Source organism: Streptomyces sp. NPDC085932 (assembly GCF_044540525.1).
Lineage (GTDB): Bacteria > Actinomycetota > Actinomycetes > Streptomycetales > Streptomycetaceae > Streptomyces > Streptomyces levis.
The window spans coordinates 307,548-323,609 of sequence record NZ_JBITSJ010000001.1 but is presented as its reverse complement, the minus strand read 5'-3'; the positions used below and the strand labels follow the sequence as shown (position 1 = coordinate 323,609).

Here is a 16,062-nt window from a genome sequence, read left to right as displayed (position 1 = left end):
CGCGCCGTTGCCGTTCGTCAGGCGTGCGGGGGACATCGGTGGCCTCACTCCACTATGACCAGCTCGCGGGTGGTGTCGTTCAGCCGCCGCCCGCCGTCCTCGGTGACGGTGACGATGTCCTCGATGCGCACGCCGAACCGGCCGGGCAGGTAGATGCCGGGTTCCACGGAGAAGCACATGCCGGGCACGAGCGGCTGCTCCTCGCCCTCGATCATGTACGGCGGCTCGTGGGTGGTGACGCCGATGCCGTGGCCGGTGCGGTGGATGAAGTACTCGCCGTAGCCGGCGTCGGCGATGACGGCGCGGGCGGCCCGGTCGACGTCCTGGCAGGCGGCTCCCGGCCGCACCGCGCGGAATCCGGCCTCCTGGGCCGCGCGCACCACGTCGTGCACCCGGCGTTCCTCGTCGGTGGGCGCGCCGACGTGGACGGTGCGGGAGGTGTCGGAGCCGTAACCGTCCCGCAGGCCGCCGAAGTCGAGGACGACCATGTCGCCGCGTGCGATGACCCGGTCGCCGGCCTCGTGGTGGGGGTTGGCGCCGTTCGGGCCCGAGGCGACGATGGTGAAGTCGACCTGCTCGTGGCCGTGCCGGCGCAGCAGCCGGTCGAGGTCCGCGGCCACTTCGGACTCCCGGCGGCCGGCGAAGGGGACCAGGCGGATCTCCTCGAACGCGGCGTCGGCGGCGGCCCCCGCGGCCGCCATGAGCTCCAGTTCGGCCGCGTCCTTGACGGCGCGCAGCATGGGCAGGGCCTCGGTGAGCGAGGCGTAGGAGCTGCCCGGCAGGGCCCGCCGCAGGGCGAGCAGGTGCAGGGCCCAGGCGTTGTCGCTGATCCCGAAGCGGCCTGCGGGGTCGAGTAGCGCGGCGGTGGCGGCGTAGGGGTCCTTGCCGTCGGTCCAGTCGCGCAGGGTCAGGGCCGGTGCGCCGGCGGCCTCCAGCGCGTCGGGGGCCTCCAGCGCGGGGACGACGAGGACGGGGTCCTGCCCGGCGGCGAGGACCAGCAGCGTGAGCCGCTCGGTGACCGCCGGGGGCGTGTATCCGGTGAGCCAGACGAGATCCGGCCCGGGGGCGACGAGGAGGCCCGCGAGCCCGGCCTCGGCGGCGGTCCGCGCGGCGCGCTCCATGCGGGCCCGGTAGTCGTCGGCGGTGAAGGACGCGGCCGTGCTTCCGGTCATCCGGGCCTCCCAGGACGGACGAAGGGGCTACGGGCAGCATCCTGCCCGGCCGGAGGGGGCGGCGCGAGCCGTCTGCGGGCTTTCACCCCGGCAGCACCCCTAACGGAAGCACGTTGCTCAGCCATTAGTTCTAATGCTTGGATGCAGTCACACCATTAATCATTCGAACGAGGGGGCGTACGACCGTGCTCGTACTCGCACACATCAGCGATCTGCATCTCGACGGGAGCGCGCGGGCGACGGAGCGCGCCCGGCGGGTGCGCGACCTGCTGTGGCGGCTGCCCGGCCGGGTGGACGCGCTGCTGGTGACCGGGGACATCGCGGACCACGGCACGGAAGCGGAGTACGAGGAGGCCGCCGGCCTGCTGGGCCTGCGCGACGGCGACGCCCCGTTCCCGGTGCTGACCTGCCCGGGCAACCACGACAGCCGCGCGCCCTACCGCAAGGCGCTGCTCGGCCGGCCGGGGAGCGGGGAGCCGGTCGACAGCGTGCACGTCTTCGACGACGCCGCCGTGCTGATGTGCGACTCCAGCGTCCCGGGCAGCGACGACGGGGAGCTCGCGGACGAGACCTACGACTGGATCGAGGCGACCCTCGACGAACTCGACGGCGATCTGCCGGCCCTGCTCGCCTTCCACCACCCGCCGGTGGCGCTGCACCACCCCCTGCCCGACGCGTACCGGCTGCGGGACCCGGGCCGGCTGGCCCGGCTGCTGGAGCGCCGGCCCGAGATCGCCGGTCTGCTCACCGGCCACGCCCACACCCCCGCGGCGACCTGGTTCGCGGGCCGGCCGCTGGTCGTCGGGCCGGCAGTGACATGGACGCTGCGGCTGCCCTGGGAGGGCGAGCAGGCCGCGGACCGCGACGCGCCGCCCGGGCTGGCCTTCCACGTCCTGGACGACGCGGGGCGGCTGACCAGTCACTTCCGGGTCGTCACCTGACGGTGGGACGCACGAGGCGGGACCGGCGCGGACGACCGGGGCGGCACCGGCACACCACCGCGGCTCAGGTGACCAGCGCCGGTACGACCGTCACCTGTTCGTAGCCGCCGCCGCGGTGCCGCACCGTCAGCCTCACCTCCCGCCCGGGGCGGGCCCGGGCCACGGCCCGCACCAGGTCGTCGGCCGTGTCGATCCGGGTCGTGCCGAAGTTCAGCAGGACGTCGCCGCGCACCAGGCCCGCCTGCTGCACCGGGCCGGGGACGTGGAGCCCGACGACCACGGCCCCGGGGCCGCGCGCGTCCATGACCTGCACCCCGAGTGTCACGGCGGCGGGCCCGGGCGCGGACGCGGCGGAGCCGGCCGGCGAGGGGCGGGTGAGCGGGGGCGTGTGCCGCCCCCGCGGATCGAGGAGGCCGCCCTGGCCGGTCACGGTGGCGCCCATCGCCCCGAGGCCGATCCCGGACAGCACCAGGACGGCACCGGCGAAGGCGGCGAGCAGCACGTTGAGCAACCGCCGCCCGCGCCGCCGGGCGGCGTGCGGACGCCGCCGCGGCGGCCCGGACCCCGTCGCCGGTGACGGCTCGGGCTCCTGACCCGGCATCGGCTTGGGTCGCAGCGCGGTCTGTTCCATGGCTCGCCTCCGGGTGGTGCCGATCGCCTCCGGCGGGTGCCGGAACGATCTCGGCAGGTGCTCTACCCGGCCCGTCGGCGGCCGACGAGCCACGAACGAGTGAGACTGACCGGCGCGGTCCGGTGCGTCAGCCGGGGTGCCCCTCCCCGTGACCGCCATGGGCCCCGCCGTGGTCGAACCTCAGCACCGGGGCGGGCATCACGACGAAGGGCCGCATCATGCCCATGTCCTCGTGCTCCAGCAGATGGCAGTGGTACATGAACCGGCCGTGCGCGCCGTCGAACTTCCCCATGACGCGCAGCATCTGGTCGCCCGGCACCCGGAAGACGTCCTTCCAGCCGCGCTCGTTGGGCGCGAGCGGGACGCGGGTGCCCGGGTCGTGGCGGATCGGCGTGCGGGTGCCGCCCACCGCCGGGTCGAAGCCCGACACGTCGTACGCGTCCCGGCCGAGCAGCTGGAAGTCGGCCAGGTGGATGTGCATCGGGTGGACGATGGGCGCGAGGTTGAGGAAGCTCCACTGCTCGTGGCTGCCCTCGGCGATGGTGTAGCCGAGGGCGTCGTTGAACGTCCGTGCCGTGCGCCGGTACGTCCTGGTCGTGCCGTCCGGGCCGGTGATCTGGATGATGCCGTCGGTGGGGACGCGGACGTCGTGCGGGTGCTCCACCTCCGTCATCTCCCACATCTCGGGGTGCCCGCCCGCGCCCTTGGTGGCGGGCGGGGTGAGGACGACCAGGCGGTGGCCGTGCCCGATGTCGTGGGTGAGGCGGCGGAAGGAGCCGGAGAGCACCGGCGGCAGCTCGAAGGTGTCCGGCTCGCGGGTCTCCCGGATCCGGAACTCCATGACGGCCGGGTACGGCACGTCTCCCGCCGGGTCCGGCACGCCGGGCGGCTGGTTGCGGCCCTTGTTGACCAGCCGCAGCGTGCGGCCCGCCAGTCCCCGGAAGTCGGCCAGCAGGTCGAAGCGTTCGGCCGGGGCCGCGGTCAGGGCCGGCAGCGCCGCGTCGAAGTCGACGGGGACGGGGCGCGGCAGCAGCCCGCCGTCGCTGCCGATCTGGTGCAGCACGCCCGGCACCGGGTGGTCGTCCTCGTCGACGAGGACGAGGTCGTAGATGCGCGCGTTGGAGGCGTTGACCAGCCGGAACCGGTACCAGCCGGCGTCCGCGTCCAGGTAGGGCCAGATACGGCCGTTGACCGTGGAGTACGGGCCGGTGAACGGGAGGGAGACCGGTTTGCCCGTCTCCGGGTTCGCGTCCTGGACGATGACGGTCTTGTGCAGCAGCCGGCCGTTGAGCCGGCCGTCCTCGTCGGTGTCGAGGTTGCGGTCGGCCAGCAGCAGCGGGATCTCCCGCGCGCCGGACGGGAGGTGGAGGGCGTCCTCCTCGTCGTCCCGCACGAGGTAGGTGCCGTACAGGCCCGCCATCACGTTCCACCGCGTGATGTTCATGGCGTGGTCGTGGTACCACCACTGCACCGCCGGGTGGTCGTTCGGGTACTCGGAGAGCTGGGCGTCGCCGAAGGCGACCGCGTTGTCGGCCCAGCCGTCGTTGCCGCCGCCCGTCTGCGCGCCGTGCAGGTGGGTCACGGACCAGGCGGGCAGGGCGGCGACGTCCTTGTTCGGCGCGGCCCCGTCGCGGCCCGGCTCGGTGCTCGACTGGGGGCGGCCGTCCCGGCGCAGCTTCACCTCCACGGAGGTGACCGGGTACTCGCCGTCCTTCGGGATGCGGTTGGTCCAGGCGATGCGCACCCGCTGCCCGCGCCGCACCTCGATGGTCGGGCCGGGCACCTGCCCGTCGTAGCCCCACATCAGGGTCGGCGGGAGGTGCGGGTGCAGGCGCACCCAGGCCGGGCGCAGGGCGATCTCGGTCTCGCGCAGCAGGTCGCCGCCCGCCGGGCGCAGGACGGGCGGGACGGGCAGCGGCGCGACGTACGGCGTCAGTTCGGCCGGCGCGGGTGCCGGGGCCTGTGCCCCGGGCTCCGTACGGGCGCCGGGCCTTTCGATGATGTCGGTCAAGGTGGATCCCCCGTGTGGTGCTCGTCTGTTTCCCTTGCACACGGAAAGACCCCCGACGCGCCGCCGGGGGTTCCGTCATGTCCCGTTCCGGGATGATCCGGCTGGAAAACGCCGCCTCAGCCGAGGGCGGGCACGGGCAGGGCGGGCGGCCGGCCGGGCAGGAAGCCGTGGGCCCGCCGGGACAGCCACGCGTCCTTGTAACGGTCCACCTGCCGGTGCCAGTTGAGGATGCCGGACAGCCAGTTGCGCAGGTCGGCCACATAGGTGCCCATGGCCGCCCGCGCCTCCTTCGAGAGCCCGAAGTCGTCGTACAGGATGGGCAGTTCATGGGCCACCACGTGCTCGAACTGCCGCATGCGCTGGCTCATCAGGTCGTGCACGATGCCAAGGCCGGTCGGGTAGTCGCAGCCGAAGAAGTTCTGCACGACGAGGATCGCGTTGTGGATCTCGCCCTCGAACTCGATCTCTTTCTGGTACGAGAACACGTCGTTGAGCAGGCACGCGAAGTCCATCGCGGCGTTCTCCAGCGACCGGACTGGGCCGCTGCGGTAGACCTCCGGCGGAATGGCCGGGCCGTGCCCCAGCCGGCACAGGCTCAGGGTGAGGTCGGAGCCGAAGGTGGCCCGGCGCATCTCCAGGTAGTCGACCGGGTCGGGGACGCGGTTCTGCAGCTGGTTGGACAGCTCCCACACCCAGCTCTCGGTCATGACGTCGACCGCGGCCTTGAGCGTGCGCCGCGCCTCGGGGGTCATGTCCGCGGTGGTGCGCGCCCACAGGTCGATCAGGCCGCGCTCCATGGCGTTGAGCGGGACCGGTGGTTCGGCACCGTCGACCGGCATGCAGTCGGACAGACGCGCCGTGGTCAGCCGGGCGGCGGCCAGGTCGCGGCGGTGGCCGTACACCAGCGGGTAGTAGTCGTCGCCGTAGGTGCCCCAGGCCAGCCACTGCGAGCTGAGGTCGAGGGCCTCGGGAGTGGCGTCCGGGTCGAGGCCCGCAGCGCACAGGGGCAGGTCGTAGGCCCTGAGCTTGTCCGCGTCCCAGACGCCCTCGGCGAGGATGCCCATCCGGGCCACCCAGTCGCCCAAGGTCCGGCGGGAGCGGTCGAGATGCGGGCTGAGCTCCAGCGGGAACGGCATCCGGATGTCGGGGATCCGCGCCGGCCCGACCTTCTGGTACGGCACGTGCGTGTAGGAGCGCACGCGCTCGGCGCCGGCCGCGGCGAGCAGCGCGCGCACGTCGGCGGCGGAAGTGCCCGGCCCGCTGCATCCCGGCCAGGGGCTGCCCCCGCGCACGGCGTTCTCGTTCATGTACCGGCTGGAGCGCAGATGCCACTCGTGCCCGCCGGACTGCCAGTCCTGGAGGCCCTTGGTGTACGCCGCCACCGCCGCCACCTCGTCCGGCGCGAGGCCCTTCTCCAGGGCCAGCGCAGGCACTTCGGTGAACGCCGTGTGCTCGAACTGGTGGAGGCGGGAGGTGAGGACGTCGTTGACGGTGTCGGCGGCCTCCTGGGTGGTGCAGCCGAAGAAGGTCTCCAGCACGAGCACGCCGTTGCTGTTCTCGCCCTCCTCCTCGACCTCGCGCTGGTAGGAGAACAGGTCGTTGCGCAGGTGCACGGCGTCGGAGAACGTCTCCATCAGCACCCTGAGCGGCCTCGACCCGGCGACGGAGGCGGGGACTTCGGCGGTCGCGTACTCCACGAGCCCCGCCGACCACGGGGCGCCGCCGACCTTGCGGCGCATCTCGATGTACTCGACGGGGTTGGCGATCCGCCCCTCGTTGATGTTGGACAGCTCCCACATCGACTCGTTCAGCAGGTGCTCGGTGGCCACGGCGAAGCGGCGGCGCCAGTCCTCGGACATCGCGGGCACCGTGCGGGCCCAGAGGTCGGCGAGACCCGCCTCGACCGGGTTCTGCGGTTCCGGCACGGTCGTCGCGAGGTCCAGCGGCATGAACAGGGGCAGCCGGTCCAGGTGCGCCTTGCCGGCGACGCGGTCCTGGCTGCGCTTGTACATCTCCAGGAAGTGGTCGTCGAAGAAGAAGACCCACACGTACCAGTCGGTGATGAGGGAGAGGGCGGGGCCGTCGCAGTCGGGGTGGGTGTAGGCGCAGAGCAGGCCGTAGTCGTGCGCGTCGAGGTCGGCCTGGTCCCAGACGCCGGAGCCCTCCAGCATGCCCATGTCGCGCGCCCACGCGGTCGAGTGGGCGCGGGCCTCGTCGACATGGGGGTTCAGCCGCGCGGGGTGCGGCATGTAGAAGTGCGGGAGTTCGAACGGCTGCGTCATGGCCGGGCCCTACCCGGCGTCCCGTGGCGGCATCCACGAGCCCGGACATGATCACACCATCGCGTGAATCGGGCCGGGATCGGGGAGTTGGACCTCGCCTATGCGACCTGGATCAGTGCGTGTGTGCCGCCGGTGCGCCAGCGCCGGCCCTCCGCGGCGTTCAGGGCGGCCTCGGTGCGCGCGTCCAGCCCGGTGATCACGTCGGACTTCAGGGTGCGCAGGGCCGCGACCGGGCCGGGGAAGTACGCCGTGACGTCCGCGAACGGCGTGGTCGGGGCCCACAGCCGGTCGCCGACCAGGCGACGGTAGTTGAGGTCGCCCTTGAGGATCGTGAGCGTGGCCGCGGCGAACTCGGCGCGCAGGTCGGCGGGCATCTCCGCGTAGGGCAGCGGGGCGCTGGAGAAGGGGTGGGCGCGCAGGGTGAGGCGCCCGTCGGACAGGGCGGACCACAGCCGCCGTCCGTACGCGGCGGCCGCTCCCCCGGCCCCGGTCAGCCGGCGCAGGGCGTCGACGACGTCGGCGGTGGTGGCGTCGGAGACGTAGTAGGGGGAGGGCTTGACGTGCAGGACGGCCCGCTCGACGCGCCCTTCGGCCAGGAGGTGCGCGATCAGCAGCAGGTCGGGGACGAGTTCCCGCCCGGCGTTGTCGGCGACCAGGCAGAGCGTGCCCGGGCGGGCGCTGTCCAGCAGGGACCACAGCCGGTCGCTGTCGTCGGCCACCAGCCCGGGCACGGCCTGGGTCTCCCGGGCGCCTTCGGCGGAGAGGCGGAAACCGAGGTCGGCGCGGTTGCCCCAGAGGGAGCCGTGCAGCAGGGCGTCCGCCTGTTCGTCGGCGGGCCGGCCGGCGAGGTCGTCGAGGGCGGCCAGCTCCTCGTCGGTCTCGGGGGCGTCGAGTTCGGCCAGCTTGAAGGGGCGGAAGGGGTCGATGCCCTGCCAGGGTCCGGGGCCGAAGTAGCCGACGGCGTCGAGCAGTCGGCGGTAGAACCAGCTCTCGGACCACAGCCACGGCACGTCGAACCAGGACCGGCCGGTGCAGGCGCGCAGCCCCCAGTCGTCCCAGTTCTCCCGGTCGTGCGCGTCGGCGGGGAGGGGTTCGATCGTGCCCTCGGTGCAGTTCACCAGCAGCTCGTCGAGCGCGCGGTGCTGCGCCGGTTCGTACGGGAAGGCCTCGCGGACCTGCTTGATGACGGCGGGGTGCCGCTCGGCGAGCACGCTGTGCGGGAAGGAGCCCGGCTCGTTGCCGAGGAGCACGGGTGCGGTGGGGGTGTCGGGCATGGGCCCACGGTAACGGGCGGGCCTCGCCGCGCCGGTCGTCACACCGGCACGATCTCCCGTTCCAGCCGGGCCGCCAGGCTGAGGTAGCGGGCGCGGCGGGTCACCGGGACCAGGCCACGGATGAGTATGTTCCACATCTCGGCGGTACGGCGGGGCTGGCGGGCGACCGGCTCGCGGGAGCGGCCCACGACCCGGGTGCCGACGAAGAAGCAGACCAGGGAGTGGGCCACGACGTCGATGTCGATGTCGGGGTGGACGTCGGACTCCTTGACGGCGCCGACCAGCCGGGCCGTGACGATGTCCAGCCACTCCGTGAAGGGGTGGCTCAGGGGCGGCCGGGGGCGGATCCCGCCGGTCGCGAGCCGTAGGCCGGCCCGTAGGACCGGGTCCTCGACGGACAGGCGCGTGATGCCGAACGTGAGGCGCATCAACGCCTCCAGTGACGTGTGGCCGCGCTGGTCGGTCTCCGCCGCCAGCCGCCGGGCGGTGTGCGACTGGAGTTCGAGGATCGCGTGGGCGAGATCCTCCTTGGCGGCGAAGTGGAAGTACAAGGCGCCCTTGGTGACCTGGGCGTGCTCCACGATGTCGCTGAGACTGGTCGATTCGTAGCCGCGACGGTCGAACAGGTCAGCGGCGGCCGTGATGATCGTCGAGCGGGTCTGCTCGGCTCGCAACTGCCTCGCCATCGACTGAACTCTCCCGGGACGGAAATGAACGGGTCATGCCGTTTGTTTTTACCCCGCGTACACGATAACTCACCCTGAGACGGCGCTCATCACACCAGTGTGCCGGAGTGCGAGCGCACTTCCGGCAAAACCAGTGCAACCGGACAAAGAAAACAGCGGGTTCGGTATCTAACCGTGGAGGATACGGGGCGCACGTGAAGGCGGGCCGGCCGGTGCCCCATCCGCACCGGCCGGCCCGCCCGTTCGACGGCCTGCCTCGTTCAGCGTTTCCGAGGAAGGTTCAGAAGGTGAGCTTCCAGCTGTTCAGCGTGCCCGTGTCCTGGGCCGCGGTGTCCTGGACGCGCAGCTTCCAGGTGCCGTTGGCGACCTCGCTGGAGGCGTTCACGGTGTAGGTGGTGTTCACGTTGTCGGCGGAGTCCGACGCGGCCGACTTCAGACGGTACGTCGAACCGTCCGGCGCGACGAGGTCGATGACGAGGTCGCCGCGGTAGGTGTGGGTGATGTCCACGCCGACCTGGAGGGCCGAGGGGGCGTTGCCGCTGCGGCCGCTGACGGTGATCGGGGACTCGATCGCCGCGGCGTTGTCCGGGATGGCGACGGCCGTGGTGCTGGAGAAGGTCGTGCCGGTGGACGTGCCGCTCTTGACCGCCTGGACCGTCTTGGCGGCGTCCGCGAGGCCGGCGCCGCAGCCGCCGGAGCAGGTGCCGGGCAGCGGACGGGCGTTGGCCTTGATGGCCGACTCGATCTGCGCCGGGGTGAGGGCCGGGTTGGCCGACTTCATCAGGGCGGCGAGGCCCGCGACGTGCGGGGTGGCCATGCTGGTGCCCTGGTAGTAGGCGTAGTTCTCGGTCGACGGCGTCTTCGTGCCGGAGTTCAGCGTGGAGAGGATGCCGTTGGCGGTGGTGGTGCGGGTCTCGCCGCCGGGCGCCGCGATGTCGACGACCGTGCCGTAGTTGGAGTACGAGGCCCGGCTGCCGGCGCGGTTGGTGGCGGCGACCGTGATGACGTTGCCGCAGTTCGCCGGGGAGGAGCTGGAGGCGTTGGTGTTCTCGTTGCCGGCCGCGACGACGACCGAGGTGCCCCGGCTCACGGCGCCGTTGATGGCGCTCTGGGTCGCCGTGGAGCAGGCGCCGCCCCCGCCGAGGCTCATGTTGATGACCTTGGCGACGTTGGTGTTGGCGGGCACGCCGGAGACGGTGCCGCCGGACGCCCAGGTGATCGCGTCGATGATGTCCGAGTCGTAGCCGCCGCACTTGCCGAGGACGCGGACCGGGGAGATCTTCGCGCCGTAGGCGATGCCGGCGACGCCCTTGCCGTTGTGGGTGGCGGCGGCGATGGTGCCGGCCACGTGCGTGCCGTGCCAGGAGGAGGTGGAGGCCGGGATGCCCGCGCCGCACTCGTTCGCGTTGTACCAGTCGCCCGGGTCGGCCGGGTTGCTGTCACGGCCGTTGCCGTCGACGGAGACGGCCGTGTCGGAGATGAAGTCGTAGCCGCCGACGATGTTCGCGGCCAGGTCGGAGTGGGCGACGTAGCCGGTGTCGATGACGGCGACGGTCACGCCGGAGCCGGTGGTGGTGTCCCACGCGGCCGGGACGTTCATGCCCGCGGTGGACTCGAACAGGTCCCACTGCTTGGCGTAGTCGGTGTCGTTCGGGGTGACGGCCGTCGGCTTGTTCAGACGGTCCGGAACGACGTAGGCGACCTGCGGGTCGGCCTGGTACGCGGCAACGACGTCGGCGACGGACGCCCGGGTGGGGTCGGTGCCCAGCTCGACGAGGGCGGCACCGGTGCCGAGGCGGCGCTGGAAGCCGACGTCCTCGCCGGTCTTCTCGGCCTTGGCCGCGGCGTCGGCGGCCGCGGCCTTGTTGGACTTCGCCTCGGTGGCGCCGGACTTGTAGCCGACGATGAGGCGCTCGGCCGTGGTGCCGGGGGCGGCCTCCGTCTGCGCGGCCGGGACGGCCGACGGGGTGGGGGCGGACTCCTGGGCGACGGCGACCGCGGGGGCGGCGGTCAGCAGGGCGGCGGAGACGGCGGCGACGGATATCAGCTTCCGTCTGAGCGTTGGGGAGGTACGCACAGTCTGCCTTTCGTGGCCGGACTCCGGGCTGCGCGGAGCGGCGGTGGGGTCGCTTCGTCGTCGAAGCGGAGGGGGGTCGTTCGAAAAGCGAAGAGCGACGCGGTGGCCGGCCAGGCGCGAGACGGACGCGGACCCGTTCGGGGTTACCTGTGGGTCAGCTGTGCAGGAACGATAGGCAAAGGGCAGGTCATCGGGATACGGGGGAAACCCTCGATCCGGCCGGAAACCCACCCTCTATGGCGGGCCGTCGCTCCCCCATGTGCCCCCTTTTCGAACGGCTGGTGGCGAGGTGAACGCGTCGGGCCGGTTTCCCGTACTGCACTACCGGACGTCGCCGCCCCCGGCACGAGGAGACGCAGCCGCATGCCCCGTACGACCACCCGCCGCGCCGCGCTCGCGGCCGCCCTCGTGACCCCGCTGCTGCCGTGGTGGGCGGCGGTGCCGGCGTGGGCGCACGGGGCGCCGACGGATCCGGTGAGCCGGGTCGTGGCCTGCTCACCGGAGGGCGGCGACGCGGCGGGCTCGGCGGCGTGCCGGGCCGCCGTGGCCGCGAACGGCGGCCCGTTCGCGGCGTGGGACGACCTGCGCCTGGCGGGCGTGAACGGCCGGGACCGGCAGGTCGTCCCGGACGGCCGTCTGTGCAGCGGGAATCTGCCCGGCTACCGGGGTCTCGACCTGGCCCGCGCGGACTGGCCGTCGGCATGGGTGACGCCCGGCGCGACGCTGACGATGCGGTACGCGTCGACGATCCCGCACACGGGCACGTTCCGGATGTACCTGACGAGGCCCGGCTACGACCCCTCCGGGCCGCTGTCCTGGTCGGACCTGCCCGGCGAGCCGTTCGCACGGGTGACGGACCCGGAGCTGACGGACGGCGCGTACCGCATGGAGGTGACGCTGCCGTCCGATCGCGCCGGACGGCACGTGCTGTACACGGTGTGGCAGAACAGCAGTACGCCCGACACGTATTACTCGTGCTCCGACGTGGTGTTCCCGGCGAAGCGGAAGCCGGAGGAGGAGAAGCCGGGCGAGCAGCCGGGTGAGGACGAGGTGGCACCTCGGGCACGGCAGGCCGCGGAGCCGCGGCGGGTGGAGGACGGCGCCGGGCCGGGCACGCCCGTGCTGGCGGGCGGCGCCGCGGCGGTGCTGGTGCTCACCGGCGGCGCCGCCCTGGTGCTACGGCTACGGCGGCGCTGAACTGCGCCATCGGCCGGGTCAGTTGACGGTGATCGCGACACCGCCCTTCGTCACCGGGGCGTACTTGGCCGTGAAGAAGGCGTTGGCGAAGCACAGCGACGAGCCGGACACCTTGGTGAACTGCTGGTTGGTGAAGGAGATGCTGTTGTCGGCGTTGCTCGCCGTGCCGGTCAGGCCGGGGGCCTGGTAGACGCAGGTGATCGTGCCGAGCAGGGTGCGCAGCTTGACCGTGGACTGGACGGTGGAACCGGCGGCCGGGGTCACGGAGACGGTGCCGCCCGAGGACACGCTGGTGGTGTAGGGCAGGTTGTCGACGGTGATGCCGCTGACGCCGAGCACACCGACGACGTTGGTGGTGCAGCCGCCGGCGTCGAAGCTGTGCGAGGTCAGGGATTCGGTGGCGACGCCGGGAGCCGCCGGGTTGTCGGTGACGGTGGCGGCGAACGCCGACTTGGTGCACGAGATGCCGCTGGTGCCGGTCGCGCTGGAGTAGAAGGTGGCGGCCGTGCCGCTCGCGAGGGACGCGTCGAGCACGTCGCCGACCGCGACGGCGGCGCCGTCGGCGGTGGTCAGGACAGGGGTGTCGGCCGCCGAGGCGGGGGCGGCGAGGCCCAGGGCGGCCACGGCCGCGGTCAGGCTGAGGAGGGTGCGCGTACGCATGCGGGTGTACCTCTTTCGTGAGGGGGGTGAAGGGCCGTCCGGTGCCGGCCGTCGCCTGCCCGGCACGCCTTCTCCGTACGTGACGGGCCGGCGACGGCTGGCCGGTACCGGTCGGAGGCGCGCCACGGGGACAGGTCTCCGGCCGGGCCGGGCGGGGGGTGGCCGGGGGCACGGCGCCGAAGGAAGCGGCCGTGCCGGAGGAGCGGGACTCGGGCGGGAGAAAGCCCGTACTGCGTCACCGGGCGGCGGGACGCCCGTCCGGGACGGGCGGTCCGCGGTGCGCGGACGGTGCCGAGCTGCCGGACCCGGCGCCACGGATCCGGTGGGACGAGCAAGGTTGTAGACCTGGCGTTCCGTCAACGTCAAGGCGCTGTAAGCGAGTTGTGCCGACAGTGAGCGTTTCCGTGACACGGGGACTCACCTGGAGCACACCGTCGGCACTCTTTGTCCACACTTCCCTTGACCCTTCATGTAACCGGCGGTAACTTCCTGCTCGGCTACCGCGGCGCAGCGAGAAAGCCCTTGCAACCGCCGGGAGTTGCGGGCAGCCGTACGCACGCGGTCGGTGTCCGCGCCAGGGCAACGTGCCACCGATGTCCGATCCGCACCGACAGCACCGGGAGCAGACATGACCTCCTCCGCCGAGCACGCCGAGCACACCTCCGACAGACCGGACGGCACCGCCGTCCAGGACGCCGGGAACACCCCCGCGCGTCGCGGGCGGGTCCGGGCACGCCGGGCCGCGGTGATGGCGGTGCCGGCCGCGGCGGTCGCCGCGGGCCTCGCGATCCTCACCGCCGAGGGGGCGCTGGGCGTGCAGTTCGCCATCTCCGGCATGCCGTTCACCGTGACCGCGACCGAGCTGAACGGCACCGGCTTCGCGCAGTTCGGAGCCCTGGACGAGATGGCCGAGGGCAGCCCGAACGCCGGCGACACCGGTGGCCAGGTGCTGGTCGTCACGTCCGTGATCAAGAACGCGACCCTCACCAAGCTGTGCCAGAGCGTGGACCTGGGCGGCACGAACCTGGTCATCCGGGCGGGAGAGGGCGCGCAGAAGGTCACCGCCAGCGATCTGACCACCGACTCCACCCAGCTCTCCGGCGACGCGGCGTTCAACAACATCGAGATCGGCAACGACGCGAGCACCCTCGACAAGGCCGGTCCGAAGGGCCGTGGGCCGAAGGGCGTGTTCAGCCAGCAGTCCGACACGGTGCGCATCGCCAACCTGCGGCAGACCAACTACGCCACGACCGCCGGCGTGTTCAAGCTGCCGGGGCTGAAACTGGGCTTCAGCGGGTCGGGTTGCTGATGTCCGGCGTCCCGCGCGGGAAGCTCCGGCCCGCCTTCCGGCGGTGGCGGGCCGGCCGGCCGTTCTGGGGCGGGCTGCTGCTCGCGCTGGGCGGCGCGGAGATCCTGCTCACCCTCAGGGCGTCGCTGGACGTCGTCCTGCACGTCGGCATGCAGGGCCTGGCCGGCTATCTGCTGCCCGCCGTGATGCTGCTGTGCGGGGTGCTGATCCTCTTCAACCCTGCCCAGCGCCTGTTCTACTCGATCATCGGGGTCCTGGTCTCGCTGGGCTCCTGGCTGACCTCCAACCTGGGCGGCTTCTTCGTCGGCCTGCTCCTGGGCGTGGTCGGCAGCTGCCTCGCCTTCGGCTGGCTGCCGGACCAGGAACCGCGCGTCAGCCGCCGCAGGCGCCGGAAGCAGGCCCGGGCGGCACGGGCCGCACAGACCCGGGGCGGCACGGGCTCGGGCGGCACGGACGCGGAGAGCGGTGCCGCCCTCGCCTCGGGCTGACCCCGGGCCGGAACCGCGCGGACGGTACGGAAAACGGAGGTGAGGGCGGCCGCGACGAGGACGTCGCGCCGTGGGGCGGTGCCGTCGCGCGCCGAAGCGGAACCGGGCCGTTCGACGGGTCGGACAGATCATCACGATGCGGCAGCATCAACTCACGGCATGTGGCTGCTCACTTGACGGGGTGTGGTCACACACGGTTGGCTCCGGGCCAGCGAGAGTCATCCGGTCGGTGCACACCCCGCGGCCCGCCTGCGCTCTCACCCTGCTCCAGCTCGGCCGCACAGCGAGGTTCCGCCCCCATGAACACTCCACCCCCGCCGCACACCCCCCTCGGACGCACCCGTGCCGCGGCCCTGGCGTCCGCCCTGTGCCTGCTGATGTCCGGCTGCTCCGTCCTGGGCGCGGCCGACGACGCATCGGGCGGGGACGCGGCGGCGGGGTCCGGCTCGGGAATGAGGGTCGCCCTGGTCACGCACGGCGGCGAGGGCGACGCGTTCTGGGACCTGGTGCGCCGGGGCGCCGAGGCCGCGGCGGCCAAGGACGGCATCGAGCTGACGTACACCAGCGACGCCGACCCGGTCGCGCAGGCCGACCTGGTGCGCGACGCGGTCCGCGACGACGTCGACGGCATCGCGGTGACCCTGGCCAAGCCCGCCGCGATGCGGGGCCCGGTCGCGCAGGCCAGGGCGGCCGGCATCCCCGTCGTCGGGCTGAACTCCGGCATCGACGCCTGGCGGCCCACGGGCTTGCTGGAGTACTTCGGCCAGGACGAGTCCGTCGCGGGCCGGGCCGTCGGCGACAAGCTGGACGACCTCAAGGCCAAGCACGCCCTGTGCGTGGTGCACGAGCGGGGCAACGTCGCACTGGAGGCCCGCTGCGCCGGCGTGAAGAAGACCTTCGGCGGCGAGACCACCAACCTGTACGTGGACGGCACCGACATGAACGCGGTGACCGCCGCCCTCGCCGCCCGGCTGCGGCAGGACCGCAGCATCGACGAGGTCGTCACCAACGGCGCCCAGTACGCGCTCACCGCCGTCAAGGCCGTGCGCCAGGCCGGGAGCAGGGCCGAGGTGGCCACCTTCGACCTCGACAAGGACCTGGTCCGGGCGGTGCGCGACGGCTCCGTGCAGTTCGCCGTGGACCAGCAGCCGTATCTGCAGGGCTACCTCGCGGTGGACGCCCTGTGGCTGTACCGGACCAACGGCAACGTCAGCGGCGGCGGGGTGGCCCCGGTGCTCACCGGGCCCGCCTTCGTCACCAGGTCGAACGTGTCCGCCGTGGCACGGTTCGCCGCCGCCGGCACCCGGTGAGCCGTCCCTACCCGTGACGGTGTC

At 72.9% G+C, this 16,062-nt stretch carries 13 protein-coding genes; 5 read left to right on the top strand and 8 right to left on the bottom strand.

What is annotated here, in order from left to right; all coding sequences use genetic code 11:
* Nucleotides 1-44: 44 nt before the first annotated feature.
* Nucleotides 45-1,172 carry an aminopeptidase P family protein gene (locus tag ACIGAQ_RS01335; protein WP_362277969.1) on the bottom strand — a complete coding sequence of 376 codons (1,128 nt, stop codon included), beginning with the start codon at nt 1,170-1,172 and terminating at the stop codon, nt 45-47.
* Between the two features lie 185 nt (nt 1,173-1,357).
* Here ACIGAQ_RS01335 and ACIGAQ_RS01330 point away from each other — a divergent pair, with 185 nt between their 5' ends.
* Nucleotides 1,358-2,113: a phosphodiesterase gene (locus tag ACIGAQ_RS01330; protein WP_399778248.1), complete on the top strand. Its 756-nt coding sequence runs from the start codon at nt 1,358-1,360 to the stop codon at nt 2,111-2,113.
* A 64-nt stretch (nt 2,114-2,177) separates the two neighbouring features.
* Here the strand turns inward: ACIGAQ_RS01330 and ACIGAQ_RS01325 are convergent, their stop codons facing one another.
* The 6 genes from ACIGAQ_RS01325 to ACIGAQ_RS01300 form a co-directional block, all read right to left on the bottom strand.
* Nucleotides 2,178-2,744, bottom strand: coding sequence for a PDZ domain-containing protein (locus tag ACIGAQ_RS01325; RefSeq protein ID WP_311682985.1), 567 nt, complete (start codon nt 2,742-2,744; stop codon nt 2,178-2,180).
* A gap of 127 nt (nt 2,745-2,871) precedes the next feature.
* Nucleotides 2,872-4,755, bottom strand: coding sequence for an O-aminophenol oxidase PhsA (phsA, locus tag ACIGAQ_RS01320; protein WP_399778246.1), 1,884 nt, complete (start codon nt 4,753-4,755; stop codon nt 2,872-2,874).
* Between the two features lie 116 nt (nt 4,756-4,871).
* The gene (cyc2, locus tag ACIGAQ_RS01315) at nt 4,872-7,037 is read right to left on the bottom strand and encodes a germacradienol/geosmin synthase Cyc2 (protein ID WP_399778244.1); all 2,166 of its coding nucleotides are present in this window, start codon (nt 7,035-7,037) and stop codon (nt 4,872-4,874) included.
* Nucleotides 7,038-7,135: 98 nt separating this feature from the next.
* Nucleotides 7,136-8,311 carry a damage-control phosphatase ARMT1 family protein gene (locus ACIGAQ_RS01310; protein WP_362277979.1) on the bottom strand — a complete coding sequence of 392 codons (1,176 nt, stop codon included), beginning with the start codon at nt 8,309-8,311 and terminating at the stop codon, nt 7,136-7,138.
* A 38-nt stretch (nt 8,312-8,349) separates the two neighbouring features.
* Nucleotides 8,350-8,997, bottom strand: coding sequence for a ScbR family autoregulator-binding transcription factor (locus tag ACIGAQ_RS01305; protein ID WP_311682992.1), 648 nt, complete (start codon nt 8,995-8,997; stop codon nt 8,350-8,352).
* A 280-nt stretch (nt 8,998-9,277) separates the two neighbouring features.
* Nucleotides 9,278-11,074: a S8 family peptidase gene (locus tag ACIGAQ_RS01300; protein ID WP_399778242.1), complete on the bottom strand. Its 1,797-nt coding sequence runs from the start codon at nt 11,072-11,074 to the stop codon at nt 9,278-9,280.
* Between the two features lie 363 nt (nt 11,075-11,437).
* Between ACIGAQ_RS01300 and ACIGAQ_RS01295 the strand changes: the two genes are divergently transcribed.
* Complete coding sequence (locus ACIGAQ_RS01295; RefSeq protein ID WP_399778240.1) at nt 11,438-12,271, top strand: lytic polysaccharide monooxygenase; 834 nt, start codon at nt 11,438-11,440, stop codon at nt 12,269-12,271.
* A gap of 18 nt (nt 12,272-12,289) precedes the next feature.
* Here ACIGAQ_RS01295 and ACIGAQ_RS01290 read toward each other — a convergent pair whose 3' ends face one another.
* Nucleotides 12,290-12,931, bottom strand: coding sequence for a Tat pathway signal sequence domain protein (locus ACIGAQ_RS01290; protein ID WP_311682998.1), 642 nt, complete (start codon nt 12,929-12,931; stop codon nt 12,290-12,292).
* A gap of 628 nt (nt 12,932-13,559) precedes the next feature.
* Between ACIGAQ_RS01290 and ACIGAQ_RS01285 the strand changes: the two genes are divergently transcribed.
* The 3 genes from ACIGAQ_RS01285 to ACIGAQ_RS01275 all read left to right on the top strand — a co-directional run bounded on the left by ACIGAQ_RS01285 (nt 13,560) and on the right by ACIGAQ_RS01275 (nt 16,038).
* Nucleotides 13,560-14,240: a DUF6230 family protein gene (locus tag ACIGAQ_RS01285; RefSeq protein WP_399778238.1), complete on the top strand. Its 681-nt coding sequence runs from the start codon at nt 13,560-13,562 to the stop codon at nt 14,238-14,240.
* Nucleotides 14,240-14,728, top strand: a complete 489-nt coding sequence (locus ACIGAQ_RS01280; RefSeq protein ID WP_399778236.1) for a DUF6114 domain-containing protein — start codon at nt 14,240-14,242, stop codon at nt 14,726-14,728. Before ACIGAQ_RS01285 ends, ACIGAQ_RS01280 begins: the two co-directional genes overlap by 1 nt.
* Nucleotides 14,729-15,027: 299 nt before the next feature.
* A complete protein-coding gene (locus tag ACIGAQ_RS01275) occupies nt 15,028-16,038 on the top strand; it encodes a substrate-binding domain-containing protein (RefSeq protein ID WP_311683004.1) in 1,011 nt (336 codons plus the stop codon).
* The last annotated feature ends 24 nt before the right edge of the window (nt 16,039-16,062 follow it).

Bases quoted from the DNA above. Each gene is read 5' to 3' on its own strand.
- ACIGAQ_RS01335 (WP_362277969.1), bottom strand. From the start codon at position 1,172: ATGACCGGAAGCACGGCCGCGTCCTTCACCGCCGACGACTACCGGGCC.
- ACIGAQ_RS01325 (WP_311682985.1), bottom strand. From the start codon at position 2,744: ATGGAACAGACCGCGCTGCGACCCAAGCCGATGCCGGGTCAGGAGCCC.
- cyc2 (WP_399778244.1), bottom strand. From the start codon at position 7,037: ATGACGCAGCCGTTCGAACTCCCGCACTTCTACATGCCGCACCCCGCG.
- ACIGAQ_RS01310 (WP_362277979.1), bottom strand. From the start codon at position 8,311: ATGCCCGACACCCCCACCGCACCCGTGCTCCTCGGCAACGAGCCGGGC.
- ACIGAQ_RS01305 (WP_311682992.1), bottom strand. From the start codon at position 8,997: ATGGCGAGGCAGTTGCGAGCCGAGCAGACCCGCTCGACGATCATCACG.
- ACIGAQ_RS01295 (WP_399778240.1), top strand. From the start codon at position 11,438: ATGCCCCGTACGACCACCCGCCGCGCCGCGCTCGCGGCCGCCCTCGTG.
- ACIGAQ_RS01290 (WP_311682998.1), bottom strand. From the start codon at position 12,931: ATGCGTACGCGCACCCTCCTCAGCCTGACCGCGGCCGTGGCCGCCCTG.
- ACIGAQ_RS01285 (WP_399778238.1), top strand. From the start codon at position 13,560: ATGACCTCCTCCGCCGAGCACGCCGAGCACACCTCCGACAGACCGGAC.
- ACIGAQ_RS01280 (WP_399778236.1), top strand. From the start codon at position 14,240: ATGTCCGGCGTCCCGCGCGGGAAGCTCCGGCCCGCCTTCCGGCGGTGG.
- ACIGAQ_RS01275 (WP_311683004.1), top strand. From the start codon at position 15,028: ATGAACACTCCACCCCCGCCGCACACCCCCCTCGGACGCACCCGTGCC.